This window comes from Oceanicoccus sp. KOV_DT_Chl, assembly GCF_900120175.1.
Lineage (GTDB): Bacteria > Pseudomonadota > Gammaproteobacteria > Pseudomonadales > Dasaniaceae > Oceanicoccus.
The window spans coordinates 33,600-57,624 of the sequence record NZ_FQLF01000002.1 but is presented as its reverse complement, the minus strand read 5'-3'; the positions used below and the strand labels follow the sequence as shown (position 1 = coordinate 57,624).

Annotated in this window: 21 protein-coding genes and 2 tRNA genes; 21 read left to right on the top strand and 2 right to left on the bottom strand. The window is 45.6% G+C overall.

Features of this window, described 5'->3' with window-relative positions:
• The first annotated feature begins 60 nt into the window (after window positions 1-60).
• From aroA to UNITIG_RS03830, 11 genes are all read left to right on the top strand, one after another.
• A complete protein-coding gene (aroA, locus tag UNITIG_RS03880; RefSeq protein ID WP_101757207.1) occupies window positions 61-1,353 on the top strand; it encodes a 3-phosphoshikimate 1-carboxyvinyltransferase in 1,293 nt (430 codons plus the stop codon).
• Between the two features lie 65 nt (window positions 1,354-1,418).
• Window positions 1,419-2,096, top strand: a complete 678-nt coding sequence (cmk, locus tag UNITIG_RS03875) for a (d)CMP kinase (protein ID WP_101757206.1) — start codon at window positions 1,419-1,421, stop codon at window positions 2,094-2,096.
• A gap of 184 nt (window positions 2,097-2,280) precedes the next feature.
• Window positions 2,281-3,960 (top strand): 30S ribosomal protein S1, encoded by a 1,680-nt coding sequence (gene rpsA / locus UNITIG_RS03870; protein ID WP_101757205.1) that lies wholly within the window; start codon window positions 2,281-2,283, stop codon window positions 3,958-3,960.
• A gap of 146 nt (window positions 3,961-4,106) precedes the next feature.
• Window positions 4,107-4,403 carry an integration host factor subunit beta gene (ihfB, locus tag UNITIG_RS03865; RefSeq protein ID WP_101757204.1) on the top strand — a complete coding sequence of 99 codons (297 nt, stop codon included), beginning with the start codon at window positions 4,107-4,109 and terminating at the stop codon, window positions 4,401-4,403.
• A gap of 125 nt (window positions 4,404-4,528) precedes the next feature.
• Complete coding sequence (locus tag UNITIG_RS03860) at window positions 4,529-4,855, top strand: LapA family protein (RefSeq protein ID WP_159931076.1); 327 nt, start codon at window positions 4,529-4,531, stop codon at window positions 4,853-4,855.
• Window positions 4,856-4,857: 2 nt separating this feature from the next.
• On the top strand, window positions 4,858-6,054 hold the full coding sequence (gene lapB, locus UNITIG_RS03855; protein WP_101757202.1) for a lipopolysaccharide assembly protein LapB: 1,197 nt from the start codon (window positions 4,858-4,860) through the stop codon (window positions 6,052-6,054).
• 62 nt (window positions 6,055-6,116) lie between these two features.
• Window positions 6,117-6,824, top strand: coding sequence for an orotidine-5'-phosphate decarboxylase (pyrF, locus tag UNITIG_RS03850; RefSeq protein ID WP_101759182.1), 708 nt, complete (start codon window positions 6,117-6,119; stop codon window positions 6,822-6,824).
• Window positions 6,825-6,959: 135 nt separating this feature from the next.
• Entirely contained in the window at window positions 6,960-7,253 is a 294-nt protein-coding gene (locus UNITIG_RS03845; protein ID WP_101757201.1) for a ComEA family DNA-binding protein, read from the top strand.
• A 187-nt stretch (window positions 7,254-7,440) separates the two neighbouring features.
• Complete coding sequence (locus tag UNITIG_RS03840) at window positions 7,441-8,400, top strand: acetyltransferase (protein WP_101759181.1); 960 nt, start codon at window positions 7,441-7,443, stop codon at window positions 8,398-8,400.
• Window positions 8,401-8,471: 71 nt separating this feature from the next.
• On the top strand, window positions 8,472-10,250 hold the full coding sequence (locus tag UNITIG_RS03835) for an SLC13 family permease (RefSeq protein WP_101757200.1): 1,779 nt from the start codon (window positions 8,472-8,474) through the stop codon (window positions 10,248-10,250).
• A gap of 191 nt (window positions 10,251-10,441) precedes the next feature.
• Complete coding sequence (locus tag UNITIG_RS03830; protein WP_101757199.1) at window positions 10,442-10,627, top strand: hypothetical protein; 186 nt, start codon at window positions 10,442-10,444, stop codon at window positions 10,625-10,627.
• Window positions 10,628-10,733: 106 nt separating this feature from the next.
• Here UNITIG_RS03830 and UNITIG_RS03825 read toward each other — a convergent pair.
• A tRNA-Asn gene (locus tag UNITIG_RS03825) sits at window positions 10,734-10,808 on the bottom strand.
• 195 nt (window positions 10,809-11,003) lie between these two features.
• On the opposite strand from UNITIG_RS03825, the gene uvrB reads away from it, so the two are divergent.
• From uvrB to UNITIG_RS03800, 4 genes are all read left to right on the top strand, one after another.
• Window positions 11,004-13,025, top strand: coding sequence for an excinuclease ABC subunit UvrB (gene uvrB / locus UNITIG_RS03820; protein ID WP_101759180.1), 2,022 nt, complete (start codon window positions 11,004-11,006; stop codon window positions 13,023-13,025).
• A gap of 207 nt (window positions 13,026-13,232) precedes the next feature.
• Window positions 13,233-13,309, top strand: a tRNA-Val gene (locus UNITIG_RS03815).
• A 630-nt stretch (window positions 13,310-13,939) separates the two neighbouring features.
• Window positions 13,940-14,617, top strand: coding sequence for a DUF3313 family protein (locus tag UNITIG_RS03805; RefSeq protein WP_101757197.1), 678 nt, complete (start codon window positions 13,940-13,942; stop codon window positions 14,615-14,617).
• A 211-nt stretch (window positions 14,618-14,828) separates the two neighbouring features.
• Entirely contained in the window at window positions 14,829-15,713 is an 885-nt protein-coding gene (locus tag UNITIG_RS03800; protein ID WP_145999074.1) for a DUF6268 family outer membrane beta-barrel protein, read from the top strand.
• A gap of 55 nt (window positions 15,714-15,768) precedes the next feature.
• Here UNITIG_RS03800 and UNITIG_RS03795 read toward each other — a convergent pair whose 3' ends face one another.
• Window positions 15,769-17,157: a lyase family protein gene (locus tag UNITIG_RS03795; protein ID WP_101757195.1), complete on the bottom strand. Its 1,389-nt coding sequence runs from the start codon at window positions 17,155-17,157 to the stop codon at window positions 15,769-15,771.
• 527 nt (window positions 17,158-17,684) lie between these two features.
• On the opposite strand from UNITIG_RS03795, the gene edd reads away from it, so the two are divergent.
• The 6 genes from edd (at window position 17,685) to glk (ending at window position 23,497) form a co-directional block, all read left to right on the top strand.
• Window positions 17,685-19,535: a phosphogluconate dehydratase gene (gene edd, locus UNITIG_RS03790; RefSeq protein ID WP_101757194.1), complete on the top strand. Its 1,851-nt coding sequence runs from the start codon at window positions 17,685-17,687 to the stop codon at window positions 19,533-19,535.
• 54 nt (window positions 19,536-19,589) lie between these two features.
• A complete protein-coding gene (gene zwf / locus UNITIG_RS03785; RefSeq protein ID WP_101757193.1) occupies window positions 19,590-21,074 on the top strand; it encodes a glucose-6-phosphate dehydrogenase in 1,485 nt (494 codons plus the stop codon).
• On the top strand, window positions 21,064-21,774 hold the full coding sequence (pgl, locus tag UNITIG_RS03780; protein WP_101757192.1) for a 6-phosphogluconolactonase: 711 nt from the start codon (window positions 21,064-21,066) through the stop codon (window positions 21,772-21,774). The genes zwf and pgl overlap by 11 nt, the downstream gene beginning before the upstream one ends.
• A gap of 18 nt (window positions 21,775-21,792) precedes the next feature.
• Window positions 21,793-22,293: a hypothetical protein gene (locus UNITIG_RS03775; RefSeq protein ID WP_369809141.1), complete on the top strand. Its 501-nt coding sequence runs from the start codon at window positions 21,793-21,795 to the stop codon at window positions 22,291-22,293.
• Entirely contained in the window at window positions 22,214-22,420 is a 207-nt protein-coding gene (locus UNITIG_RS25445) for a hypothetical protein (RefSeq protein WP_369809140.1), read from the top strand. Before UNITIG_RS03775 ends, UNITIG_RS25445 begins: the two co-directional genes overlap by 80 nt.
• A 132-nt stretch (window positions 22,421-22,552) precedes the next feature.
• Entirely contained in the window at window positions 22,553-23,497 is a 945-nt protein-coding gene (gene glk, locus UNITIG_RS03770; RefSeq protein ID WP_101757191.1) for a glucokinase, read from the top strand.
• The last annotated feature ends 528 nt before the right edge of the window (window positions 23,498-24,025 follow it).

Below are 24,025 nucleotides of genomic sequence, written 5' to 3'. Positions count from 1 at the left end.
GAATGTCTCGAAAAATAGATAAGTTAACAGTAATAAGTGCGATTTAAATAGAGCCCAATAATGTCATCAGTTAAGCAGTTAGTTCTGGAGCCCATTTCACACGTTGACGGTGAAGTTGTTATTCCTGGATCGAAAAGTCTTTCTAATCGTGCCTTGTTACTGGCGGCTATGGCTGGCGGCCAAACCACAATTACTAACTTGCTCGACTCTGATGATATCCGGCATATGTTGCATGCGTTAAAGCAACTGGGTGTGAAGTACACATTATCTGCTGATCGCACGACGTGTGTAGTTAACGGCAAAGGTGGTGCTTTAGCTTCTGAGGGTGAGTATGAATTGTTTCTCGGCAATGCTGGCACTGCCATGCGGCCATTGACCGCAGCACTTTGTTTGTGTGCTGGTGGTCAGTTTACTTTGACAGGTGAACCGCGGATGTATGAGCGCCCGATAGGACATTTAGTTGATGCGCTAAATCCATTAGGTGCCAATGTCGAATATATTAAGGATCAGGGCTACCCGCCACTCAAGATTGTTGGGTCAGGTTTGCAGGGTGGGCAGATTGAAATTGATGGCAGTATCTCCAGTCAGTTTTTAACTGCGTTATTAATGTCTGCACCCTTGGCTCAGGGTGATATCACCATTACTGTAAAAGGAGAACTGGTTTCCAAACCCTATATCGATATTACGCTGGATTTAATGGCGAAATTTGGTATATCGGTAATGAATCAGGATTACAAGGTTTTCGCTATTAGTGGTAGCCAAAAGTATGTCTCGCCTGGAGAGGTGATGGTGGAAGGTGATGCGTCATCAGCCTCATATTTTTTAGCAGCTGCAGCGATTAAGGGCGGCACTGTAAGGGTTTACGGTGTTGGTAAAAATTCTGTGCAGGGCGATATCCGGTTTGCAGAAGTACTGGCGAAAATGGGTGCAGAGATTAATTATGGCGACAATTATATTGAGGCCAGTAAGGGTAGGTTGGATGGGGTTGATGTCGACCTGAATCATATTCCAGATGCGGCAATGACGATTGCTACGGTCGCGTTATTTGCCAATGGGCCAACCACCATCCGCAATATTTATAATTGGCGGGTGAAAGAAACCGACCGTTTGTCGGCGATGGCGACCGAGCTAAAAAAAGTGGGGGCTGAAGTCGTGGAAGGTGAAGATTTTATCACCATATCGCCGCCTGCCAGTATCGCGTCTGCCGCTATCGATACTTACGATGATCACCGTATAGCGATGTGTTTTTCTTTGGCAGCTATGGGTAAGGACGCTATCACAATTAATGATCCGGATTGTACTGCTAAAACATTCCCAACCTATTTCGAGTTGTTTAAGACGATATGTGTGTGAGTTTGAGTAGCCGCTTGGTGTTTATTAATGTGTAAGCTTGTTGGAATCCTTAGAGGTATTAAGTTGTGACGCAAACCCCAGTGATAACCGTTGATGGTCCTAGTGGTTCCGGCAAAGGCTCCCTTTGCCAAATGCTGGCGCGGGAATTGGGTTGGCATTTGCTGGATAGCGGTGCCCTGTATCGTATCGTCGGTCTGGCTGCGCAAAAAAACGGTGTCAGTTTTGACGATGACAGCGCCTTGGCGCAGCTGGCCGTGCAGTTGAATGTTGAGTTTAGACCGGGCAAGGCCGGTGAGCCTGCCGCAGTCATTCTGGATGATGAAGATATCAGTGATCAGGTGCGGGCAGAAACCACAGGTGCATTGGCTTCTAAAGTCGCTATCCATAATGGTGTTCGCGAAGCGTTGAAAGAACTTCAGCGCAGCTTTGCCAAGGCCCCCGGTTTGGTTGCTGACGGACGTGATATGGGGACGGTGATTTTCACCGAAGCTCCGTTGAAGATTTACCTCACCGCCTCCGCTGCAGAGCGCGCCGACCGGCGCTATAAGCAGTTGCTTGCCAAGGGCGAATCTGTTAACCTCGCGGCCCTTTTGGAGGACATCCAATTGCGTGATGAACGGGATATGAACCGTGCTGTTGCGCCGCTAAAGCCCGCCGATGATGCAATTATCATCGATAGTACGGCGATAGCGATTGAGGATGTTTTTCAGCAAGTGCTTGCCGAGGTTGTAGCAATTCGCTAGCCCTCGCTTAAGTGTTTGATTATAAAGGTTTAAACCTCCGTTCTCGGTGCACGTCCAGCCATTGCCGGGGATGGTTTTCTTAAAAATGGCCCATAGATGCTGGTTCTATGGAGGGTGATGAAGATCTGACGCTAGCCTGAGGCAGCCGGACTCGATCACTTGCTTCTATAAATAGGTATACATCATGAGCGAAAGTTTCGCGGATCTCTTTGAAGAAAGTTTATCAACTATTGATATGAAACCCGGTTCGATTGTCACCGGCGTGGTTATCGATATCGATAGTGATTGGATTACAGTTCACGCTGGTTTGAAATCAGAAGGCGTAATCTCCCGTAGCGAATTTGTTAATGAACGCGGTGAGCTGTCATTGGAAATTGGCGACGAAGTTCAGGTCGCGTTGGAAGCGGTTGAAGATGGTTGGGGTGCTACCAAACTGTCTCGCGAAAAAGCCAAGCGCGCAGAAGCCTGGAAAGTATTGGAAGCAGCTTACGCTGCTGAAGAAGCCATCATCGGTGTTATCAACGGTAAAGTTAAAGGTGGTTTCACCGTTGACGTTAACTCTATCCGTGCGTTCTTACCCGGTTCTTTGGTTGATGTGCGTCCAGTGCGTGAGACCACTCATCTGGAAGGTAAAGAGTTAGAATTCAAAGTTATCAAGCTAGACCAGAAGCGCAACAACGTGGTTGTTTCTCGCCGCGCGGTTATGGAAGATGCAAACAGTGCTGAGCGTGATGTGTTGTTGGCTACTCTGCAGGAAGGCCAGGCGGTTAAAGGTATCGTTAAGAACCTGACTGACTACGGTGCTTTCGTTGATTTAGGTGGTGTTGATGGCTTGTTGCACATCACTGATATGGCGTGGAAGCGTATTAAGCATCCTTCAGAAATCATCACTGTTGGTGATGAAATCGACGTTAAAATCCTTAAGTTTGACCGTGAGCGCAACCGCGTTTCGCTGGGTCTTAAGCAATTGGGTGAAGATCCATGGTTGTCAATCACTGGCCGCTACCCTGAAGGTGCCCGTGTTAAGGCGACTATCACTAACCTGACTGACTATGGTTGTTTCGCTGAAATTCAGGAAGGCGTTGAAGGTCTGGTACACGTTTCTGAAATGGATTGGACCAACAAAAACATCCACCCTTCTAAAGTCGTTAACCTAGGTGACGAAGTTGAAGTGATGATCCTGGATATCGATGAAGAACGTCGTCGTATTTCTTTGGGTATCAAGCAGTGTATGGAAAATCCATGGGATGCATTTGGTCGTCAGTTCAACAAGGGCGACAAGATCTCAGGTGCTATCAAGTCAATCACTGACTTCGGTATCTTCATCGGTCTGGATGGTGCTATCGATGGTTTGGTTCACTTGTCTGACATCTCCTGGAATGAAACCGGTGAAGAAGCGGTTCGTCAGTACAAGAAAGGTGACACCATTGAGACTGTTATCCTGTCTGTAGATCCTGAGCGTGAAAGAATTTCTTTAGGTATCAAGCAGTTAGATGCTGATCCATTCAATGATTACGTGACTGAAAACGATAAAAACAGCATCGTTAAGGGTGTGATCAAAGAAGTTGACGCTAAAGCAGCTGTTATTACTTTAGCTGAAGGCATCGAAGGTACTTTGAAGGCTTCAGAAATTAGCCGTGATAAGGTTGAAGATGCTCGCAACGCGCTGAAAGAAGGCGAAGAAGTGGAAGTTAAGATCATTACTGTTGATCGTAAAAACCGCACTATCGCACTGTCTATCAAAGCGAAAGACATGGCTGATGAGAAAGAAGCTATTAAGGCACATAAAGAGTCAACAGTTGAAGCAGCTGCTCCGGCCACAATTGGTGACTTGATCAAGGCCCAAATGGAGAATAAAGACTAAGCTTCGGCTTGGTCTTTGACCTCACTTTTTAGGCTAAGTTATTGATGGGGGTGAATTTTTCCCCCATTTTTAATTCGCGCATATCGTTATCCGGTGCTACTCTTGTCCTATATTGATTTCCATGGGATAGGTAACGGATAGTAGATATGACCAAATCTGAGTTAATTGAGCAGATTGCATCCAGACAAACACAGTTGTCATTAAAGGATGTGGAATTAGCTGTTAAGACCATTATCGAGCAAATGTCGCAGACTTTAGCTGCCGGTGAGCGGATTGAAATCCGTGGATTTGGTAGCTTTTCATTGCATTACCGTGAGCCACGACTTGGGCGTAATCCCAAGACGGGTGATACCGTGGAATTAAGTGGTAAATATGTTCCACACTTTAAGCCAGGTAAGGAAATGCGTGATCGTGTTAATGAAAGTTTGCAGGCGCAGGCGTGATTGGGTATCAATCGACTTAAGTTATTGGTTGATAAGACAATTTTAGAACGGTATGGTCTTTGGCTATGCCGTTTTTTTATGGCTGCTAAGCTGGGGTTTTATGGCCATAAGTGGGGAGGGTAATCGTGCAGTGGGTTAAGCGTTTATTGGTGTTGTTGCTGCTAGCCATCGTATTGGCATTCGGAGTGCTGTTCTCAATTCAGAATACCGATAAAACAGCGTTGGACTTGTTGGTTCTGCAGTTATCTCCGCGATCGGTGTCCTTATGGGTAATATTGTCGTTCGCCTTCGGTGGAGTGGTCGGCATGTTGATCAGTGTGGTGGCTTTGGCACAGCTGAAAGGGCGAGTACTGGTGCTTCAGCGCAAGGTGGAGCAGCAGGATAAGGAGTTGGTTAAGTTTCGTACTGGTGAGGCAAAGCCAGCTTTGCTGGGTCGGGGTGAAAAAAGCTAATCATGTTTGATCCTTGGCAATTACTGCTGGTGGTTTCTGCCATTGCTATAGGCTGGCTGCTGGGGCGTAAGCCGAAGATTGAGGCTAATGACGTGCCCGCTGTGCGACATCATCAATATTATAAAGGGCTGAACTTCTTATTAAATGATCAGCCTGATGGGGCGTTGGATACCTTCATCGAGGCCCTTGAAGTGAATAGTGAAACGCTGGAAACCCATATCGCGATAGGAAATCTGATGCGCCGTAAGGGCGAGGTTGAACGGGCTATTCGGATTCATCAAAACTTACTATCGCGTCCGAGCTTATCCCGAGTGCATCTGCATCAAGCACATTTAGAATTAGCAAGAGATTTTATTAGCGCAGGCCTTTGGGATCGGGCGGAGGGTTTATTGCTGGATTTAATAAAAGATGCGCCAGAGCTAAAAGCGGTGGCCATGCGCCACTTATTGGAAATTTATCAGGATGAAAAGGAGTGGCAGCAGGCCATTGATACTGCCAAGCAGTTATTGCCCAAGCGATACCTCTTAAAGGCTTCACCGCCAGTGGATGCTAGTATCAACGATGCTTTAGCCCATTACTGTTGTGAGTTAGCGGAGTTGGCGCTGCAAAAAAAGGATTTCCATTCTACACGTAATTATCTGAAACAGGCCTTGTCTTATGACAGGTCTTGCGTCAGAGCTTCGCTGTTGGCTGCAGAGGTAGAGTATCGCACGGGCCACCTTCCTAAAGCGATACAAAATCTGCGCAAGGTGTGGGGCCAGGATCCGGTATTTATCCCAGAGACAGTCCCTTTGCTTAAGGCTTGTTATCAAAAACTCGATGACGATCAGGCCTTTCAAAATGATTTAAAGCAAGCACTGGATATCTGCCCATCGGTCACCACTTTATTAGCGTTAGTAGAATTAATCAAATCAAAACAAGGTGACCTTGCAGCGACTGAATTTTTAGGCAAAGCCTTGGCAGAGAGGCCTTCATTACGTGGTCTGGCTAAGTTTGTAGAATTGCATATTGATAATAGCGGTGGACGTGCCAGGGAAAATTTCAGTATTCTGCAGCTACTCATTGAGCAATTGCTCGAAGCCAAACCACAATATCAGTGTCAACACTGTGGTTTTGCTGGCAAGCATTTACACTGGCTCTGCCCTGGCTGCAAACATTGGGGGCAGGTCAAAGCCATTCGCGGTGCAGAGGGTGATTGATTAATCCGGTTAGCAACTTCACTGCGTTAAAAATTCCTTTATACATTAGTTATGAAAATATTATGACAAAAAAAACCATTGCATCTCCTGTTATTGTGGCTATGGATTATTCAGATTTAGCATCTGTAGAAGCGATTGCTGAACAACTGGATCCAGCCAGCTGCAGGTTAAAAGTAGGCAAGGAGCTATTTACGTATTGTGGTCCTGAAGTCGTTCGTTTATTACAGGATAAAGGCTTCGAGATTTTTCTCGATTTGAAATTTCATGATATCCCTAACACTGTAGCAGGGGCGGTTAAGGCGGCAGCTGATTTGGGGGTGTGGATGGTCAATGTACATGCCTCCGGTGGTGCCAGAATGATGACGGCAGCGCGAGAAGCGTTAGCAAACTACCAACAAGCGCCATCACTGATTGCTGTGACCGTGTTAACCAGTATGGAGCAGCAGGATTTACAGGCTATTGGTCTGGATTGTACGCCACTGGATCAAGTACAACGTTTGGCGCAGCTGACCAAGGCGTGTGGTTTGGATGGCGTTGTCTGTTCAGCGCAGGAGGCACCTGTATTACGCGCACAATTAGGTGCAGATTTTCAGTTGGTGACTCCTGGTATTCGCCCAGCCAATGCTGAGCAGGGCGATCAGCGTCGTATAGCTACTCCGGCATGGGCTATGGAACATGGCAGTAGTTCTTTGGTCATCGGCCGTCCCATTACTCAAGCTGCGGACCCTTTACAGGCGCTGGCAGCAATCAATAGTGAGCTAGGTGTATAACCGGGCGGAAATTATCTTCCTTAGGGTTGCTTAATAAATGATCCGTGGTAGTATTTCTGCTCGGGTACAAGCCCGTGTTTAATGGATTAAGACTGCTCATGTCGAGCAACTGTTACTAAAACAAGGAGCGTTATCATGCGTACATTTCGTCTTTTATTTTTATCCCTTTGCTTAAGCTTTTTATCCCCATCATTACTGTTTGCTGAAGAATCGGCAATGGTTAATATCAATACCGCCGATGTGTCCCAGCTGACTAGCCTGATTGGAGTGGGGCAAAGTAAAGCAGAAGCGATAGTTGCTTATCGTGAGACTTATGGTGAGTTTCAAGCGGTTGATGAGCTGGTCGCTGTTAAAGGCATCGGTGAGTCTTTATTAAGCAAAAATCGCAACAGAATCGTCGTCAATAACGATAAAGTTGTAGTGAACTAAGCCCTCATTCAGTGTCCTTTTTAGTGGCTGGCTAGTTGCTAGCCACTTTATTTTGCAGCACTCTTCTTCATCCCTCAGCCGTTGTTTAAATGTCAAAACCCCACCTATTTGTGTGAGCGCGCCATTCTCTGCTTATGCTAAGCTAGCTGCCATATTTACTGATAAACCAATTTTATAGGACTTGGCTGTGGCAATTATTGATGTTTTTAATGGCGATGCAGATGGTATCTGCGCTTTAACTCAAATTAGAAATGCGCAACCAGCTGATAGTGTGCTGGTAACGGGTGTAAAACGTGATATTCAATTGCTCGATAAAATCGATCCGCAAGCTGGCGATAAAATCACGGTGTTGGATATCTCGCTGGATAAAAATCGACAGGGATTAATCAAGGCGCTAGATGCTGGTGCCGAAGTGTTTTACTCAGACCACCATTTTGCTGGTGATATTCCTCAAAGCGACCGGCTCACTGCCATTATTAATACCGCTCCGGATGTTTGTACCAGTATTTTGGTGAACAAGCATTTAAACGGTCAGTTCGTTGAGTGGGCGATAACCGGAGCTTTTGGAGATAATTTAAAAAATAGTGCCCAGGCTTTAGCTAAACCGTTGAATTTATCTGAGCAACAATTGAGTAGTTTGGAAAATTTAGGCATTTATATTAATTACAATGGTTATGGCTCCAATCTCGAAGATCTGCATTTTACTCCCGAGGATTTATATCGACAGGTCAGCCCTTTTGTTAGTCCTTTCGATTTTATTAATGAGGGGCGTGAAAGTTTTGAAAAATTGGAGAATGGTTATCAATCTGATATGGCATCAGCGGCAAATTTACAGGCTGAATTTTCTAACGCCTCCGTCGCTGCCTATATTCTGCCGGATGCGCCGTGGGCGCGACGGGTGAGTGGCGTTTACAGTAATGACCTGGCCAACGGTACGCCTGGCAGAGCGCATGCTGTTTTAACCGTAAAGGCTAATGGAAATTATTTAATTAGCGTCCGTGCTCCGCTGGAAAATAAAGTCGGTGCCGACGAATTATGCCGCAGTTTCGCTACTGGCGGTGGCCGTGCTGCCGCTGCAGGTGTAAATGATTTACCTGCCGATCAGCTCAGTGAATTTATTCGTCGCTTTAGTGAGTTTTATGGTTAATAATCGCCAGCAATATGTTGAGATAAATAATAAAAGTTAGTTCCAGATAAGGTAACGCTAAAATAGTGATTATGGCATTTACTCCCGAGGCACTCCTAACGATAGCCGTCATTGCGCTGTGTTTTGGTATGCTTATTTTTTCTCGCTATCCTGCCGATGCTATTTTGGTCGGTGGTGTTGCTTTATTAACCTTGCTTGGCGTGTTAACCGCTGACGAGGCCCTGATAGGCATGTCCAATGAAGGGATGGCAACTGTAGCTGTTTTATTTGTCGTAGCTAGGGGCTTGGCTCAAACCGGTGTGGTCGATTGGGTATCACAGCGCATGTTGGGCCGTCCTAAAAATACTGCCTCCGCACAGCTGCGTTTAATGCTACCTGTCGCGACTATGAGTACCATTCTGAACAATACACCGGTAGTCGCCATGATGGTGCCAGCGGTAACGGACTGGGCCAAACGCAATAACTTGTCGGTGTCGCAGTTAATGATCCCTTTGAGTTATGCCGCCATTATTGGGGGTACTTGTACGCTGGTAGGAACCAGCACTAACCTGGTGATTAATGGCATGTTGAAAAGCCATGGCCATGAGGTTGGTTTGGCAATGTTTGAATTAGCCTGGGTTGGGTTGCCTTGTGTCCTTGTGGTGGTGCTATTTACAATAGGCTTCAGTCGTTGGTTATTGCCGCACCGTAATAAAGGTGAGCAAAAAGTATTTGAAGATGCTCGTCAATACATTGTTGAAATGGAAGTTGAACAAAATAGTTCTTTAGATCGTAAAACGATAGAGCAGGCCGGCTTGCGTCAGTTGCCGGGTATGTATTTAGTAGAAATTAATCGCAATGGACGTTTACTGTCAGCGGTATCGCCACAAGAAATGTTGTTGGCTGGTGATCACCTGATTTTTGCCGGGGATGTGCGCTCGGTAGTGGATTTGAAAAATATCCACGGCCTGAAGGTAGCTGAAAAGCAAGTGTTTAAATTAGGGGATCCCGCTCATTCCCGGTGTTTAGTTGAAGTAGTCATTTCGCGGAATTTCCCCCAGCTTGGGAAGACTGTTAGAGATATGCGTTTTCGCAATAATTACAGTGCTGCGATTATTGCTGTAGCACGAGATGGTGAGCGTATAAAAACCAAGATCGGTGATATCTATCTGCGCCCCGGTGACACCTTGTTGTTGGAAACCAATGATCAGTTTGTAAGTCAGCAGCGTTATAGCAAAAACTTTTTATTGGTCAGTGAGATCGAGAACTCAAGGCCTGTTAGGCACGAGCAGCGCAATTTGGCTGCGGGCATTATGGTAGTGATGGTGCTTGCGGTAACGCTGGGTTGGTTGTCGATGTTTAAAGCGGCGATGCTGGCTGCAGGGGTAATGTTAATAACCCGTTGTATCAAAGTGCAGGACGCTCGAGAAAGTGTTAATTGGCAGGTAGTGTTAGTTATCGCGGCCTCCATCTCGCTCGGTGGGGCATTGGAAAAAACCGGTGCCGCTACGGTGATAGCAGAGGCGATGGTGAGTTTGGCGGGGAACTCTCCAGGTGCAGTGTTGACGGCGGTGTTTGTGATGACGGCACTTTTTTCTGCAGTGATTTCGAATCTGGCGGCGGCGGTACTGGTTTTCCCCATTGCTGTGGCTGCTAGTCAGCAATTGAACGTAGACTTATTACCGTTTGCGATAACCTTGATGTTGGCGGCATCTGCTTGTTTTGCTACTCCGATTGGCTACCAAACTAATCTGATGGTTTATGGTCCCGGAAACTACCGGTTTACCGATTTTATTAAGATCGGGCTGCCATTGACGGTCCTCGTAGGCATAACAACCGTGTTGATCGTACCGATAGTGTGGCCTTTTTAGCTGAATTGTTATAACTTTCAGTTACGTTAAAAGCGTTTTAAGAAGAATTAAATTTGCGCTGTTGGTATTTATACGGATGCAGAGTGTAGCTACAGCGGCTATTATTTGAGTTGTAAGTGAAGAAACTAGTATAGATTTTATCGTTGGAAATAGGGCTGATTAGAGCAAACCCCTCAACGAAGGAGTTAGAGATGAAATTATTACAATTATCGCTGTTGTTGCTATTAATACCATTAGCGCTGCAATCACAAGCTATACAGCAGCCCACAGATTCCATAGTTGAGCTGCTTAAGCCGCAACCCGCTTGCCACTTGGCTGAGGCGCGTAAGACAGAATATTGTCAAAACGTCATGTTTCCGCCCGTTCCATTTCGCTAAACAAAGCCATTAAAACTACCAAGGCCGCAATAAGCGGCCTTTTTTGTGGCTGTTGGATAATTATTGGGCAATAAAAAAGGGCTGCCAGAGGCAGCCCTTTAAAATATGGCTCCGGATGTTGGGATCGAACCAACGACCAATTGATTAACAGTCAACTGCTCTACCGCTGAGCTAATCCGGAATTGTCGTCACTTGCGTTAACGAGGCGCGAATATTAAAGCTCTGATCTTTAGTCGTCAATAGTTTTGCGCGCTAAGGCTATGAATTTTTTGGTAAAAGCGGTAATTGATGCTTATTTGTACGATGCAAAATATAAGGGGTTGGAGCTATGGGGGAGGGCTGTAGTAAACTGCTGCCTTTTGCTCGGAAGCGGTTCATGTCCAAACCTTTTAAAGTGGTATCCAAATTCGCGCCTGCAGGCGATCAGCCAACGGCTATTGCCGGATTGCTGGAGGGAGTTAAGGCTGGGCTGCATTCTCAGACATTGTTAGGGGTAACCGGCTCCGGAAAGACCTTTACCATTGCCAATGTTATCGAGGGAATTCAGCGACCGACCATCGTGATGGCGCCGAACAAAACTCTGGCAGCGCAGCTTTACGGTGAGTTCAAAGATTTTTTCCCCGGTAACGCCGTAGAGTATTTTGTCTCCTACTACGATTACTACCAGCCCGAGGCCTATGTGCCTGCTTCAGATACGTTTATCGATAAAGACTCATCCGTCAATGAGCATATTGAACAAATGCGGTTATCGGCAACCAAGGCATTAATGGAGCGAGAGGATACTATTGTGGTGGCAACGGTGTCCGCTATTTATGGTTTGGGGGATCCAGGACAGTATCTAAAAATGATGATGCATCTGGATCGTGGCGATATGGTGGATCAGCGCTATATTTTACGCCGTCTGGCAGAGTTGCAATACAAGCGCAATGATATCGATTTCGCCCGCGGCACCTATCGCGTTCGTGGTGATGTGATTGATGTTTTTCCCGCGGACTCCGAAAAAGAAGCGGTGCGAATTGAATTGTTCGATGAAGAAATTGATAACTTATCAATTTTTGACCCGTTAACGGGCGAGGTTTTTCGCCGAGTGCCAAGGGTGTCAATTTATCCTAAAAGCCATTATGTCACCTCACGTGATACGTTATTGGGTGCATTGGATCATATCGAGGATGAGTTGCGAGAGCGTCTTAGCCAGTTTCGTGATAATAATAAGCTGGTAGAAGCCCAGCGCTTGGAGCAGCGTACTCGCTATGATTTGGAAATGATTCGCGAGCTTGGTTATTGCACCGGCATTGAAAATTACTCCCGTTATCTTTCCGGTCGTGCCACTGGCGAGGCACCACCCACATTATTTGATTATTTACCTGAAAATGCGTTAGTTGTCATTGATGAGTCTCATGTGGGAGTGCCGCAAATAGGTGGCATGTACAAAGGCGATCGCTCTCGTAAAGAAACCTTGGTGGAATATGGTTTCCGCTTACCTTCAGCGTTAGATAACCGGCCTTTGAGATTTGATGAGTGGGAACAGTTGGTGCCGCAGCTCATCTTTGTATCAGCAACGCCAGGAAAGTATGAAGCAGAAAACGCGGCTCGTGTAGTGGAGCAGGTGGTGCGGCCTACGGGTTTGATCGACCCCGAAATAGAAGTTCGTCCCGCGACTACGCAGGTAGACGATTTACTGTCGGAAATTCATTTGCGGGTAGCACTGGAGGAGCGAGTATTAGTAACCACCTTAACCAAGCGGATGGCTGAGGATTTAACTGATTATTTAAGTGAGCACGGCGTTCGGGTACGTTATCTTCATTCCGATATCGATACCGTTGAGAGAGTAGAAATAATCCGTGACTTACGTTTAGGTGAATTTGATGTGTTGGTTGGTATTAACCTGCTGCGCGAAGGCTTGGATATGCCAGAAGTTTCTCTGGTCGCAATCCTTGATGCAGATAAAGAAGGTTTTTTACGTTCCGATCGATCGTTGATACAAACCATCGGCAGGGCGGCGCGCAACCTGAATGGTAAAGCCATTTTATATGCGGATAAAATGACCGGTTCGATGCAGCGGGCAATAGATGAAACCAGTCGTCGCCGGGAAAAGCAAATAATCCATAATGAAAAACACGGAATCGTACCGCAGGGTGTGAAAAAAGATATAGCCGATATTATGGAGGGCGCCAGAACGCCAGGTAAGCGCTTTGTCCGAGATGCCAAAGGCAAGTTAGTGGCTGAGACTCCGGCGGATTACCAGGTTGAAGCTGCCAAGTTAACACCCAAGCAGCTGGCTAAGGAAATTAAGCGATTGGAAGAAAAAATGTTCCAGCACGCGAAAAACCTGGAGTTTGAGGAAGCGGCCAGTACCCGTGATCGCCTATCGGGATTAAAGCAGCAGGCTTTTTTATAGGGTAATTAGTGTGCACTAAGGCTGGAGTAGGCGTTTCACAGTTAACATTTTCTGGACATTAATAGGTGCGGGCATTGGTCGCCATAAAGCATAAATGACAAATAGGGTGTAATGGTAATAATACTTGGGCTAAGTACCCTAATAGAGTTGAACAAGCCACCTGATCTCTTTATAATCGCGCCCCTTGCTCAATGTTGAACAGTTTATACAACCGTAGCTCAGTTGGTTAGAGCACCACCTTGACATGGTGGGGGTCGGTGGTTCGAATCCACTCGGTTGTACCAATTAAAAAAAGGCTCACCCTCAAGGGTGGGCCTTTTTTTAATTGGCTGATACAGCGGTGAGATGGCCACAGCATTCGCGTTGCTCACGGGCCACACTGACCACCTGTTCGACAAAATGCGAAAGCATTTTGGACAAGGAGCAGAGCGACGCTGGCCAAAGCGCTTAGGCTTTCATTATCAATCCACGCTTGGCCTTAAGATAGCGCTCAACTGGTACAGGCTCACCCACAGGGGGGCTTTTTTAATACTTGCAAACAAAAATATAGTCACCTAGTATCGGCGTGAGTTAGCTATTTATTTCGCTGGGCAGCCTCTGGTGGTAATGAATACGGTTATGCTTTTTTATAAATTTTCTGGTTAACGCCTCGCAGGCTTTCAGGATGGAAGCGAATCTATTTCACATCTTGGCTTTTTTGGAAGGGCGAGACTTTTAGGTCGTCAGTAAAGGATAAAATTTTGCTAAAAAACTGTAGTCGAATGCCCTGTCATCCATTTATTATTTCCGCAGATTTTTATTTTTTTATAAAAGTGCTTAATAAATCAGTTGCTATAAATCCTAGTGATTTATACCTTTTTTACTTGGTTTATTTAAAGATAATTTAATACTTCATGTTTTAAGGGAGAGTAAAAATGACAATAAACAATCGCGTTACTTTGGCCATTGTTGCAGTAGCTGCCATACTTTCAGCTTGTTCAATGCCTGCAGCCTTGCAGACAGGTGCAGATGCAGAAGTTTCATACGATGGCTTAACCAAAGTTGATCACACTGTGTTGGACGATGTGTGGATGCGGGCGGATGCAGATTTATCACAATATGACCAAGTTATATTTCAAACGGCAGAGGTTAGCTATAAACCAGTGAGGTCGGTTTCTTCAATTCGAAGCGATCAAAGCGAATTCCCAATGGATGATAAGCAAAAAGAACGTTTCCTTTCTATAGCGACAGAATCCTTTACTTCAGGGTTAGCCAAGAGTGAAAAGTTTACTGTGGCTTCTGCGGCAGGCCCTAATGTATTGCTGATTAAAAGTAAATTGCAGGACGTTGTTTCGAATGTGCCACCAAGAAGTGTTGGGCGTACGGAGATATTTGTGTCGGAAGTAGGCTCTGCAACTTTGGTGCTGGAGCTGTACGATTCTCAATCAGGCACCATTTTGGCGCGAGCGATTGATAAAGGTAAAGCGGAAGGTCCGCAAAACCTGATGCGGGCGAATTCAATTACCAGTTGGCGAGAAGTTAAGCAGATGACAGATAGCTGGGCAGCCAAGTTGCGCCGTAGTTTGGATAGTTTGATGCTGCCAAATAAGTAATACTGCTTTTTAAAAATGTTCTCTGTGAACTGTATTGAGCAGTGCCTCAAAGGTTTTTATTCCTAAATTTACGGCTGCGGTAATAAGGTTTTGTGTGGATAAAATTGCCAACTATAGTGTTGCGTTCAGATTTTTCAAGAGCAGCGGTTTTCAGCATATATTGAAGTTTGTATTATTGCTAACTGGGTGTGGTGTTGTTCAGGCGCAGTCAATGCCGGAAGTAAATTTTATCACGCGTACCCAGGATGACTTGGCCGCAAGTCAAATAAATTTTACCCGATCTGAATCGAATCTCCCTTTTATGCCACTGGCTTATTTAGGTGCAAAAACCTATGCCAATGCTCGTGTTGCTGCGGGGCGTGGTGATGCTTTCGAATATGATGCGCAAACTATTTCGCAGGCAGCGGGTATCCCTTTTTTTATTGGCAGCCAGGATATGCTGGTGGTGGGGGAATACTTATCCCGTACTGATTTTGATTTAAAGGGCGATGCGTTAGATGATTTTTCTGTTAATTCCGCGGGCCTGCCAATCGGCTGGTTAAGGCAAATGGATATAGACTGGCAGCTTGCCGCGTTTGTTATGCCGCTGTATCACTCCAGTACTCTTGAAAATGGGGAAGATAACTGGCAATTCATGGGTGGCGTATTCACTCGCTATGTTCAAAGTGAGCAGCTGTGGTGGGTTTTTGGTTTTTATGTGGATAACGCTCCTTCGGGGGATTTATATCTTCCTTATATAGGGGCCTCATGGGAAATCAATGAACAATGGACGGTCGCAGCTATGATGCCTTGGCCTGCGATTAGTTATGCACCCAATGAGAATTGGGCATTGCGCATTGGTGCTTCACCCTCTGGGGCATCCTGGTCAATTGATAGTAGGGGAGGGAGTGTAGCGACAAATCTGGATGCCTGGGATTTTGGGGTGGGTGTGATGCATCATTTAGCAACGGGATTTTGGCTAGAATTTGAAGCAGGTATCGGAGGGCTTCGTGGATTGCGCTTATCGGGATCTCATATTGAATCCATAGAGACCGATGTCGGTTCCAGTGCCTTTGTTGGAATAAATCTTAGCTTTAGGCCGCAAGCGCAGCGTTAAAATTTACCTGAGTAAATTACTTCTGACTACCGAATAAGTGTCCTGTGTGTTGGTCTCATTTTTTATCTTCTCCTCCATTCGTTAATTTTTCAGGGTCGAGCAGTTGGGTTAATTCCTCTCGGCTTAGTTCGGTATTTTCTTCAGCCACATCAATAATAGGTCGCTTTTCGGCATAGGCTTGCTTGGCTATCTTAGCTGCTTGCGCATAACCAATTATCGGGTTGAGTGCAGTGACTAATATAGGATTACGAGTGAGTGCATCTGTTAGTTTGTCGGCGTTTACGGTGAAACTGGCAATGACGTTGTCAGCCATTAATACGCTGACGTTACTGAGTATTTCAATGGATGATAATAAATTAGACGCAACCAGCGGCAGCATGACGTTTAGTTCAAAATTGCCTGATTGCCCAGCGACAGTAATGGCTGCATCGTTACCAATAACTTGGGCGCCGACCATGGCCGCGGCTTCAGGAATTACCGGGTTGACCTTGCCCGGCATAATGGATGAGCCGGGTTGAAGTGCTTGTAATTCAATTTCTCCCAGCCCGGCTAAGGGGCCAGAATTCATCCAGCGTAAATCATTGGCGATTTTGATGATGGATACCGCGGTGGTTTTGAGTTGACCGGAAACTGCGACGGCGATGTCCTGGGAGCCGATATGCGTAAAAAAATTGCTTGCTGGAGTAAAGTCTAGCTCGGTCAATTGGCTTAAGTGTTGGCTAAAGATTTCGGCGAATTGCGGGTGTGTGTTTATTCCTGTTCCGACCGCAGTCCCGCCTTGGGCGAGAGATTGAAGGTCTGGTTGTAAGGCGTGTAGGCGGTTGATGTTGAGTTGTATTTGATCGGCCCAGGCTAACAGACTCTGGCTTAAACGCACCGGCATTGCATCCATCAGGTGAGTACGTCCGGTTTTAATATGATGGCCAACGGTGTCGGCTTTTCCGCGAATAGTATGGGATAAATGATCTAAGGCTGGTATCAAATCATTCTCCAGTGCGAGTGCCGCGCTGACATGAATAGCGGTTGGAATGACGTCATTGCTGCTTTGGCTGCAATTGATGTGGTCATTGGCGTCAACTTGCTCGCCATAGATTTTAGTGGCAAGGGTGGCCAGCACTTCGTTTGCATTCATATTGGAGCTGGTGCCGGAGCCGGTTTGAAATATATCGACAGGGAAGTGCTTCATTAACTCCGGATCATTCATTAATGTTTCAGTTGCTTGAGAAATAGCGTCAGCCATGGTGGCTGGTATTGATCCTAGCTGTTGGTTGGTGCGTGCAGCAGCTAATTTGATCAGTAACAGTGCGCGAATAAAATTTTCCGGTAGGGTCTGGCCGCTGATGGGGAAGTTGTTGATGGCCCGTTGGGTCTGCGCGGCATAAAGGGCGTTTTTGTCAATTTCGATTTCGCCCAGGCTGTCATGTTCGGTGCGGGTGCTTTTCATCAAGTTTCACCTTAATCAAGATAGAAAATGTTTGTGGTATGGCAAAGGAGGCACTATTTTTGCTGCTCATAAGCCAGAGCCAACGTTACGTTAATCGTTGTGTATTAGTCTAGCCAGCTATCAGCGTAGCTTTATAGCGGACGCTGCTCACTTTCGTTGGTGCATATGAATAGCCGCACTGTATAGAGGCTGGGAAATGTATTAAATTTAATTAAATTACATTTTAGGCTTGATTTTACACCGGTATTTTGGATAATGGCGTAACTTAATTAAATTCTGTTTATCCTTTAAGGGTTGGCAGAGTCTGAAAGAGTGTCTCGGAGGACTTCCCTGTCGTCCTCTTTTTATCCGGATTTCGGAACGCCCCCATATTATTTGGGGGCATTTTTTTTCTCGGCTATGATTAAATACTAGAGACTAGAGACTAGAGACTAGAGACTAGAGACTAGAGACTAGAGACTAGAGGCTAGAAGGCAAGTTGTTGCAGAGCGTTTCAAATATCAATATCCCCTAAAGGTTATTATTAAATGGTTGATTCAAAGTTTACGGCTCCTCTCCACGCAAAATTAGCTGAAGTGACTGAACGGGTCATTGAGCGTAGCCGGGAGAGCCGTAAAGATTACTTAAGCAAAATTTCCACGGCGCGCCAACAGGGTGTTACCCGTGCTCGTTTATCCTGTGGCAATCTTGCTCATGCCTATGCCGCCTCTGACCAGCAGGACAAATCAGTGCTAGCTGTAGATCGCTCAGCCAATCTGGCGATTGTTACTTCCTATAACGATATGTTGTCGGCCCATCAACCGTTCCATGAGTACCCCGAAATTATTAAACAGGCCGCTCGCGATGCCGGTGCCGTAGCACAGGTTGCCGGTGGTGTTCCGGCAATGTGTGATGGCGTAACCCAGGGTAGGGATGGTATGGAGTTATCGCTGTTCAGTCGCGATTTGATTGCAATGGCGACGGGAGTTGCCTTGTCACACGATATGTTTGATGGGGTAATCTGTCTGGGTGTTTGTGACAAAATAGTACCGGGTTTGTTGATCGGCGCATTGGCGTTTGGTCATCTGCCGACAGTATTTGTCCCCGCGGGGCCAATGCTTACTGGCTTGTCTAACTCTGAGAAGGTCAGGGTGCGGCAGTTGTACGCGGAAGGTAAAGTTGGCCGTAAAGAATTATTGGAAGCAGAAAGTCAGTCCTACCACAGTGCGGGTACCTGTACATTTTATGGTACGGCGAACAGCAATCAGATGTTGATGGAAATCATGGGGCTGCATTTACCCGGTAGCTCTTTTGTTAATCCTGGTACTGCATTACGTGAGCAATTAACTCGCGCCGCGGTTAAGCAGTTGGCTGATATTACGGCATTGTCTGCAAACTATACGCCGTTGGGTGAGATTATTGATGAGCGCACTTTAATTAACGGCATAGTTGGCCTGTTAGCCACAGGCGGCTCGACTAATCATGCTATTCATATTATTGCTATTGCTCGTGCTGCTGGTGTCATTATTAATTGGCAAGATATGGCCGACCTCTCTGAAGTGGTGCCACTGTTATGCCGTATATATCCTAATGGTCAGGCCGATGTGAATCACTTTCAAGCGGCGGGGGGCATGTCATTACTGATTCGTGAATTATTGTCCGCTGGGTTGTTGCATAATGAGGTGAAAACAATTTTAGGTGAAGGCGGTTTGGCCCGTTACTGTGATGAGCCTTTTCTCAAAGAAGCACAGCGAGGTGGCGGCTCGACGATTGATTGGCGTGATGGGCCTGTGGCGAGTTTAGACGAAGATGTGCTTGGCAGTTGTGCCAAGCCCTTTAGTGTCGAGGGCGGGTTGAAATTGTTGAAAGGTAATTTAGGGCGTTCCGTTATTAAAGTCTCTGCGGTTAAGCCTGAACATCGAGTGGTTAAAGCGCCGGCAATTATTTTTGAGCATCAGGATGAAATTAAAGTTAAATTTGAGGCTGGGGAGCTAGAAAAAGATTTTGTCGCGGTAGTCCGCTTTCAAGGTCCCAAAGCGAATGGCATGCCAGAGCTGCATAAATTAACGCCGGTGCTGGGAATATTGCAGGACCGGGGATTTAAAGTTGCGCTAGTGACCGATGGCCGTATGTCGGGTGCATCAGGTAAAGTACCTGCCGCTATTCATCTTTCTCCAGAGGCATTAGATCAAGGTCCGATAGCAAAATTGCGCGAAGGCGATATGATTGAACTGGATGCTGAAAAAAGCGTGTTACAAGTGATTGGCGATGATTTTTTGTCAAGAGAAGGCGTATTTTATAGCGCGCCAGCAACGATTGGTATGGGGCGTGAAATGTTTGCAGGTTTCCGTGCGTTGGTCGGAAGTGCTGAAGATGGAGCATCCGTTTTTGATGTATAGCAATCAGCATATTTTAATAGCAACATTTATCTGTAACTGGAATAGAGATTAAGCATGGCTGAGTCCTTTGATATTGTAATTTTTGGTGGCACCGGTGATCTTACGCTGCGAAAGTTAATTCCTGCCCTTTACCGCGCTTACCGTGAAGATCAGTTATTACCTGAGACTCGTATTATTGCTAGTTGTCGTAGTCAGGTTGATATTGATAACTATTTGGAAACTGCTGCCTTAGCGTTACAGCAGCATTTAGCGGCCGAAGAATTTAGCGTAGCGATTTGGGAAGAGTTTAAACAATATCTTTACCCGTTAATGCTTGATATAGCGACTATCGATGAACACTGGCATGCGTTGCGAAAGTTGATGGATGAAGATATCGACAAGGTACGGGTGTTTTATTTAGCTATCCCGCCTGCTATTTTTGGAATGAGCTGTCAGAATTTGGCTGAAGTCGGATTGATTACCCCAAACAGTCGTCTGGTGGTTGAAAAACCGTTGGGCTATGACGCCACTTCTGCCGATGCTATTAACACTGAAATTGCTGATTATTTCGAAGAAAAAAATATATATCGTATTGATCATTATCTCGGTAAAGAAACGGTTCAGAACCTAATGGCTCTGCGTTTTACTAATCTTATTTTTGAACAGTTATGGAATGCTAAATCTATCGATCATGTACAGATTAGCATATCAGAAACAGTGGGCTTGGAAGGTCGTGCCGGCTTCTATAATGATGCCGGTGCACTGCGTGATATGGTGCAAAACCATTTGTTGCAATTGCTGTGTTTGGTGGCGATGGAATCACCTAATAAAATCGATGCCAAAAGTATCCAGGCAGAGAAAATTAAAGTACTGGGTGCATTAAGACCTATGCGTGGCGAAGATGTCGCAAAAAATACGGTTCGGGGTCAGTATGTGGCGGGCAGTTATTTTGGTGAGTTAGTGCCAGGATATTTGGAAGAGCTGGGATCACCTAATAGTCATACCGAAACGTTTGTTGCTCTACGAGCTTATATTGATAATTGGCGCTGGGCACGGGTGCCATTTTATTTACGTACCGGCAAGCGTATGAAAGCGCGTTGTGCGGAAATTGTCATTCAGTTTAAGGAAGTGCCGCACCGGGTCTATGACGAATCAGCTGGCCCGTTAGAGCCTAATCGTTTAGTGATTCGTTTGCAGCCTGAAGAAATTATTCAACTGACAATGATGTCAAAAAATCTGGAAAATATGGATGTGCAGCTAAAACCGGCCACCTTGAATCTTAACTTTTCAGATACCTATACCAAGTTTCGCAGTGATGCCTATAAGCGATTAATTCTTGATGCGGCAGCGGCTAATACCAGTTTATTTATTCATCGCGATGAGGTTGCTTCTGCCTGGGGTTGGATCGACCCTATTATTGAAGCTTGGCAGAACACCAAAGCCGGGCCTAATTTATACCGCGCAGGTACTTGGGGGCCGGATGAGTCCGATGGCCTATTGGCGCAGGATGGGCATAGTTGGTTTAACTCCGGGAAGGTAAAGACGAATAGTGATTACTGAAAATTTTTTTACCAGTCGGGACGATATGTTTGCTGCACTACTGGCTGATTGCCAACAGATATTGCAGCGGGCCATTGAGCAACGACAAACGGCTACGCTATTAGTGTCAGGGGGCAGCACACCTAAACCGTTATACCAGCAGTTATCTGCGGTTGATCTGGATTGGCAAAAAGTCAGTGTGGCGTTAGTGGATGAGCGATGGGTGGATGCCCGTCATGCCGGTAGTAATGAAGCATTTATTATTCAGAACCTACTGCAACAACATGCCGCCTTGGCAAAATTTATCCCAATGAAAAATATAGAAGCAACCGCGAAGTTGGGTTTGTCATTGTGTGAACAACGTTACCAACAATTACAAAAACCTTTTGATTTAACTATTTTAGGCATGGGGCCAGATAGCCATACCGCGTCACTGTTTCCGCATGCGGACGGGTTAGTGCAGGGGCTTGATCGCAGTGATAACAATCTTTGTGTCGCTATAGAAGCAAATCCCAGTGCCGTGACTGGCGAGCTGACCGAGCGAATGTCGATGAGTTTATATGGTTTATTACAATCGCGGCAGTTACACCTGCTGATCACAGGTGAAGAAAAAATGGACGTATACCAACAAGCACTGCTCAGTGATGATGTATTAAAAACACCTATTTCTGCAGTGTTGCAACAACATAATGTGCCCGTACATGTCTATTGGGCCCCTTAAAAAAATGGTGGAAATACGATGTTAAAAATTGAAGAAATCATGACTGTCAGCCCGGTTATACCGGTGATAGTTATTGACGATATTGAAGATGCGGTACCGATGGCGCAAGCTTTGGTTAATGGTGGCCTAAAAGTGTTGGAAGTCACCTTGCGCACCGCCTATGGTTTGCAGGCGATTGCTAGAATTAAGGAGTCGGTGCCGGGCGCAATTGTTGGTGCGGGTACCGTAATAACTGCTGAAGATGTGCAGCATTCAGTCGATGCTGGTTCAGAGTTTTTGGTAAGCCCTGGTAGTACGAATGCGTTAATAGATGCTGCCGCACAATCTATTGTGCCGCTTTTGCCCGGAGTCGCAACGCCCAGTGAGGCTATGGCCTTATTGCACCGGGGCATTTCCCATATGAAGTTTTTTCCCTGCGCAAGCGGCTGGCGGTATTCCAATGTTGAAATCTATCTCCGGGCCATTACCGCAAATAAAATTTTGCCCGACAGGCGGTATTACAGAAGCCAATGCTCCTGATTTTTTAGCATTGCCTAATGTGTTGTGTGTAGGCGGTACCTGGATGTTGGATAAAGCATTGATTGCTGCTAAAGATTGGTCTGCTATCGAAGCGCAAGCGCTGGCGGCATCACGGCTTGGAAAGTAGTTTTAGCTGGCTGTAATTATCATTATTTGGATTAAGAATTGTCGCATGCTCGTAGCAGCTACGTTCTAAAAATAGTGGTTGAGTAATATTACTGAAAGCTACTGTGCGGTTAATAAAAAAGAAAAATAAAATATGAATGAGCCTGTAAATATAGTTGCCGATATAGGTGGAACCAACGCCCGGTTTGCTTACGTGGTACCGGGTAGTGACCTATTACAGGGAATTAAAATTTTCCCCTGCGCTGATTTCCCATTTTTTATTGATGCTATACGCACCTATATAAATCAGAGTCATTTTGAAACTATTGCTAATATTTGTTTGGCGGTAGCTGGTCCGGTAGAGGCTGATGAAATTGATCTGCCCAATAACCACTGGGCTTTTAGTCGTAGTGAGTTGCAGTCTCAGTTGACTGTTCCAGTTACAGTGATCAATGATTTTGCGGCGCAGGTATTGGCTGTTGGAAGTCTACTTGATAGCGAATTACATTGGTTGGGAGCTGCACGCCCTAGCGACAAACAGGTTATTGCGGTGCTTGGCCCAGGTACAGGTTTAGGAGTGTCAGCAATGATGCCTTCGGGTAATATTCTACCTTCAGAGGCAGGGCATGTAGCATTTGCTCCCGTGAATGACCATGAGCTCGATTTATTAAAAATTCTATGGCAGCGTTACCCGCGGGTGTCGGTAGAAAGAATTTTATCGGGCATGGGCTTGGCTAATCTGTATTGGGCTAATTGCCAGATGGATGGGCTAGAGCGTGAATTAACTGCACCGGATATTACCGCTGGTGCGCGTGCTGGTGATAAGTATTGTATACAAGCGGTTAATGATTTTTGCGCAATTTTAGGTTCGGTTGCTGGTGAGGTGGCATTGATGGTTGGCGCTAATGGTGGCGTCTATCTGTCAGGGGGCATAATTCCTCGAATACTAGATTTGTTAGATGAAGATATTTTTCGGCAGCGATTTGATAGTAAAGGCCGTTTTAGCGGGATTTGTTCAAAAATTCCTTTAGCTATTGTGCTGGCTGCACAGCCGGGTTTAAAAGGGTGTGTTGCGGCTTTAAGCGCTGTGATTGAATGAGTTACCTCTAATTTTCATGCTTTTAAGCGTTCAAATACCAAAAAACCTGTCCTCCTCTCCGTTTAAAATAGTTAAAATTTCTGCTTTTTTCGCCTTTTGTTGCAACTTATTAAAAGTGTTAGCAAGCTCTATCAATGGAACTTATTGCAGGCGTAAGGGATGCGAAACATGAAATTATCGGCTCATAATTGACTCCACTACAGAATAAAATGATCCTGATTTAAACCTAGCCCTTAGTTTTAGAATCAATAAAAACAATATTTATTAGCATTATTCGTTGCGAGAAGGGCTTGTTATAAGCAGGTATTACATATTAAGTTATTGATAATAAAATAAAAAAATGGGATTTAGGGCTGAAAGTTAAAATCAAAAAATAACTATGAACAAATTATCTCGACACTGTTGACACCGGTGACATAAGAGTATTTACTTATGACACCGGTGACATGTGTTGAGTGAAAACGCTGTACTCATATTCGTTCACGGCTGGTTCTAGGGGTAAAGCTGTAAAATAATTAATAAGCAGAA